The sequence below is a fragment of the Mesorhizobium sp. M7A.F.Ca.CA.004.04.2.1 genome, from assembly GCF_004022825.1.
GTDB lineage: Bacteria > Pseudomonadota > Alphaproteobacteria > Rhizobiales > Rhizobiaceae > Mesorhizobium.
In genome coordinates, this window is the sequence record NZ_RZPH01000404.1 from 1 (window position 1) to 5070 (window position 5070).

The 5070-nt window shown below is 61.6% G+C and carries 5 protein-coding genes and 1 pseudogene; all 6 read left to right on the forward strand.

Translation table 11 applies throughout. The annotated features are described in order from the left end of the window. The coding region (locus tag EN893_RS18500; protein ID WP_164900949.1) for an amidohydrolase family protein at positions 1–699 on the forward strand (699 nt) is incomplete at its 5' end. 141 nt (positions 700–840) lie between these two features. Next, positions 841–1935: an ABC transporter ATP-binding protein gene (locus EN893_RS18505; RefSeq protein ID WP_127268192.1), complete on the forward strand. Its 1095-nt coding sequence runs from the start codon at positions 841–843 to the stop codon at positions 1933–1935. Next, positions 1935–2855: an ABC transporter permease gene (locus EN893_RS18510; protein ID WP_127268193.1), complete on the forward strand. Its 921-nt coding sequence runs from the start codon at positions 1935–1937 to the stop codon at positions 2853–2855. The genes EN893_RS18505 and EN893_RS18510 overlap by 1 nt, the downstream gene beginning before the upstream one ends. Then, a complete protein-coding gene (locus EN893_RS18515) occupies positions 2848–3651 on the forward strand; it encodes an ABC transporter permease (RefSeq protein WP_127268194.1) in 804 nt (267 codons plus the stop codon). The genes EN893_RS18510 and EN893_RS18515 overlap by 8 nt, the downstream gene beginning before the upstream one ends. Positions 3652–3679: 28 nt before the next feature. After that, the gene (locus EN893_RS18520) at positions 3680–4714 is read left to right on the forward strand and encodes an extracellular solute-binding protein (RefSeq protein ID WP_127268195.1); all 1035 of its coding nucleotides are present in this window, start codon (positions 3680–3682) and stop codon (positions 4712–4714) included. Between the two features lie 236 nt (positions 4715–4950). Beyond that, positions 4951–5070 (forward strand): annotated as a pseudogene (locus EN893_RS39335) (6-aminohexanoate hydrolase); the annotation flags it as partial.

Sequence of the window (5070 nt, forward strand, 5' to 3'; positions counted from 1 at the left end):
CCTTATGCCGCCCGGCTCGACTGGGTGGGCGAGCCGCTGTTCACGCCGCAACAGTTCATCGATCTGGCCGTCGCGGTCGACAGACGCGGGCTGCAGATCGCCGTGCATTCGATCGGCGACGGCGCGGTGCGCGCGGTGCTCGACGGTTATGAGGCGGCGCAGAAGGCGAACGGCAAGCGCGACAGCCGTCACCGCGTCGAGCACATCGAGGTCACCACCACCGCTGATGTGCCGCGTTTCGCCGAACTCGGCGTCATTGCCTCCATGCAACCGCCGCATCCGCCGGGCGCAATGGATTTTCCACTGGAGCCGACGGTATCGCGCATCGGGCCGGCGCGCTGGCCGCTGAGCTATGCGTGGCGGACCTTGAAGGATGCCGGCGCGCATGTCGTCTTCGCATCGGATTGGCCGGTGTCGCCGATCGATCCGATCCTGGGCATTCAGGCGGCAGTGTTGCGCAAACCGTGGGCAGAAAGAGACCCGGACCAGAGTTTCTCACTGCATGAAGCGATCGCCGGTTACACGATCGAGGGCGCCTACGCCGAATTCGCCGAGCACCGCAAGGGCACGCTGAAATCAGGCTACATGGCCGATCTGGTGGTTTTGTCGATGGATATCGAGAACACCGCCCCGGCCGACCTGCACAAGGTGCGGCCGGTGACGACGATTTGCGGCGGCAAGGTCACCTATCAGGCCTGACTATGGCATGGGGCTTGCAGGCCTCAATGACTGATTGAACTGTGACCCAATGCCGGGCTTGCCAACCCACCGGCCATGTGGTCACATCGAACAGGGGAAGAGCTCCGCCAGCAAGAGCGGGGTCAACAGTGAGGCGTAATCGTGCCGGACAAACCGGATCGGAATGCGATTGAAGTAGTAAACGTCAGAAAAATTTTCGGATCAGGTGAGGGGCAGGTAGCTGCCCTCGACACGGTCTCGGTATCTATCCGCGAGAACGAATTCTTCACGTTGCTGGGGCCATCCGGCTGCGGCAAGACGACGTTGCTCAGGCTGATCGCCGGCTTCGACTTTCCAACCGCCGGTGAGATCCTGCTCTACGGCCAGGACATCGCGCCGCTGCCGCCCTTCAAGCGGCCGGTCAACACCGTGTTCCAGTCCTACGCGCTGTTCCCGCATATGACGGTGGCCGACAATATCGGCTTTGGCCTGGAAATGCTGGGCAAGCCGAAGGCCGAGATCAAGGCGCGCGTCGCCGAGATGCTGAAGCTGGTCAAGATGGAAGCTCTCGCCGGCCGCCGCACCGGCCAGATTTCCGGCGGCCAGCAGCAGCGCGTGGCTCTGGCGCGGGCGCTGGCGCCGCAGCCGAAGGTGCTGTTGCTCGACGAACCGCTGTCGGCGCTCGACTTCAAGCTGCGCAAGGACATGCAGATCGAATTGAAACGACTGCAGCATGAGACCGGCATCACCTTCATCTTCGTCACCCATGACCAGGAAGAAGCGCTGACGATGTCGGATCGCATTGCGGTGATGTCGGCGGGCAAGATCCTGCAGGTCGGCTCGCCGTGGGACATCTACGACAAGCCGGCGGAGCGCTTCGTCGCCGACTTCATCGGTGAAACCAACTTTCTCACCGCCGCGGTCTCGAACATCGGCAATGGCAAGGCGCGCGCCACACTCAAATCCGGCGCGACCATCGAGGCGACCGTTGCCGAGGGCTTCCAGCCGAAGGACAACGCCACCGTGGTGGTGAGGCCCGAGCATGCCAAGCTGACCAAGGACAAGGGCGAATTGTCCGGCACTGTCGACAACATCGTCTATTTCGGCACCGACACTCATATACATGTGCGGCTCGACAGCGGCGAGGTCTTCACCGTGCGCCAGCAGAACACGCGCAGCGCCGGTTGCGGCTTCGAGCGCGGCGACAAGGTCGGCATCGTGATCGGCAATGACGCCGCGCAAGTGGTGAGGGACTGATGGCGAGCGCGGAAGAAGTCGCCAAGGAAGCCGAACGCAGAGATATCCGCGATCGGTGGGTGCTGTCGGCGCCGGCACTGATCATCATCTTCCTGGCGGCGTCCGGCCCGCTGCTGATCGTCGTGATCTATTCCTTCCTGACGCCGGGGCCCTATGGCGGCGTGGTGTGGAAATTCTCCACCGATGGCTGGCTGTCGGTGCTGTTGCAGCGCGACATCTTCGACGACACTCTGGCCTTCGCCGATGCGCATTTGTCGATCTTCTGGCGTTCGATAAGCCTGTCGTTCTACACCACCGTGCTGACGTTGTTCTTCGGCTTCCCCACAGCCTATTTCATCGCCACGCGACCGCCGAAGACGCGCGAGGTCTGGGTTTTCCTCGTCACCATTCCGTTCTGGACGAATCTCCTGATCCGCACCTTCGCCATGCAGCAGGTGATCCGCAACGAAGGGCTGGTCAACACCGCGCTGATGGCGCTCGGCATCATCAAGCAACCGCTGCAGATCATGAATACCGACGCGGCCATCTTGCTCGGCATGATCTATGTCTACCTACCTCTGATGGTGCTGCCGATCTACGCCTCGATGGAGAAGCTCGACTTCCGGCTGGTCGAGGCCGGATATGACCTCTACGCCGGTCGCTGGCAGGTTCTGCGCCGCATCGTCTTCCCGTTGATCAAGCCCGGCGTCATAGCCGGCTCGATACTGGTCTTCATTCCCTCGCTTGGCGCCTATGTCATTCCGCGGGTGCTGGGCGGCGGCAAGAACATGATGCTCGGCAACCTGATCGAACTGCAGTTCGGCGCAGGCCGTAACTGGCCGCTTGGCGCGGCCATCTCAATTACGCTCATGGTGCTGGTGATGATCGCGCTCCTGTTCTACGTGCGCAACGCATCCCGGTCGGAGGGAGCCCATGGCTAAGCGTCCGTTCGACATCCAGGCGCAACCCGGCTTCGGGTTCATGGCGCTTCTGACCTTCTTCGCGCTCTATCTGCCGATCGCGGCGCTCGTCACCTATTCGTTCAACACGGCGGATTCGCTTTCGCGCTGGGATGGCGTCTCACTGCGCTGGTTTATTTCGGCCTGGCACAATTCGGCTGTGCAGGACGCCTCCGTCCGCTCGCTCGTGCTGGCAGTCTCGGCCGCCGCGCTATCGACGATCGCCGCCACCATGGCTGCTCTGGCCACGACCCGCACGCGGCCCTATCCCGGCCTTACCTTCAAATACGCCTTCATCAACCAGCCGCTGATGGTGCCGGAGATAGTCACCGGCGTCGCGCTCCTGATCGTGTTCTCGCGCATCAAGGTCTGGACCGGTTACTCAGGACTCGGTTACCTGATCGCCGCCCACACCGCCTTCTGCATCCCGTTCGCTTACCTGCCGATCCGGGCGCGGCTGGACAGCATGGACCTGACGCTGGAGCGCGCAGCCGCCGACCTATACGCCACGCCCTGGAAAGCCTTCCGTTTCGTGACGCTGCCGCTCTTGAGGCCGGCCATCATCGCGGGCTTCATGCTCGCCTTCGTCATTTCGCTCGACGATGTGGTCATCACCGAATTCGTCAAGTCCGGCGGCCAGGATACGCTGCCCACCTACATGCTCGGCCAGTTGCGGCGCGAAACGAGCCCGGAAATCAATGCGATCGCCACGGTATTTCTTGCGCTGTCGGTGGTGCTCGTAACCGTGTTCTACTTCGTCAATAGGCGCAAGCCATAACCAACGATTGCCAAACGGGAGAATAGCAATGAAATGGAAGACCACGGCTGCCACGGCGGTATTCGCAATGTTTGCCTTTGCGGGCAGCGCGTATGCGGAAGGCGAACTCAGCATCTTTAATTGGGGCGACTACACTAGCCCCGAGATGATCAAGAAGTTCGAGGATACCTATAAGGTCAAGGTGACGACCACCGACTACGACTCCAACGACACCGCGCTAGCAAAGGTACGCGCCGGTGGTCATGGCTTCGACATTGTGGTGCCGTCGGCCAACTACGTGCCGATCTGGGTGAAGGAAGGGCTTCTGCTTGAGGCCCGGCCCGACCAGATGGAGAACTTCAAGAATGTCGACGAGCGCTGGGTGAACGTTCCCTGGGATCCGGGCCGTCATTATACGGTTCCGTGGCAGTGGGGCGTGACCGGCATCGGCGTCAACACAAAGGTCTATGACGGCGACATCAACACCTCGGCCATCTTCCTCGATCCGCCGAAGGAACTGGTTGGCAAGATCAATGTCGCGCCGGAAATGAACGACGTGCTGTTCGCCACCATCAAGTATCTGGGCGGCAACTGGTGCACGGACGACAAGGAATTGCTCAAGAAAGTGCGCGACAAGCTGGTGGAGGCCAAGCCGAAATGGCTGGCCATGGATTATAGCGTGACCGATAAGCTACCGGCCGGCGACTATTCGGCCGTCTACTACTGGAACGGCGCCATCATGCGCTCGCGCATCAAGAACCCCGACATCAAGTTCGGCTACCCGAAGGAGGGCTTCCCCTTTTTCATGGACAGTGTTGCCATCCTCAAGGATGCCAAGAATGTCGACAACGCCAAGCTGTTCATGAACTTCATCATGGATCCCGAGAACGCCGCCATGATCTCCGCCTTCGCCAAATATGCCAATGGCATCAAGGGCTCGCAGGCATTCTTGCCAGCCGACATGAAGGATGCGCCCGAACTGGTGGTACCGCCAGAACTGGAGAAAGCGGGCGAGTTCCTCACCCCTTGCTCGCCTGAGGTGCAGCAACTCTACACGCGCATCTGGACGGACGTTCAGAAATAGCGGCACTCCGCCTTCTTCCGCGCGAGTTGGAAGACGGCGGGTCAAGGGCCGTATGAGGGGTAGCGCTGAATTCGCAGCGTTCGCGCCGCCCCTCACCTGGCCTGCCGGCATTGCTCTTCGCCATGGCGTCGGGCGTTCGTCACTCGAAAGGCCCAATCGGGGGCTTTTTCGTCCGCTGTGCAGACCGCCCTCATTCAAGTGAACTGAAGAGCGGCATGCGGCGGCAGGGGATTCTCATGCAGTCATACCGCAACAGCGACGCGCGGCCGCCGATCATGCAGGGCTCGCCGCCCGCCATGGTACCGCCGAAGCTCGACTGGGACCGGCCGCCGTGGAACCGCTGGGCGTTCCAGCAC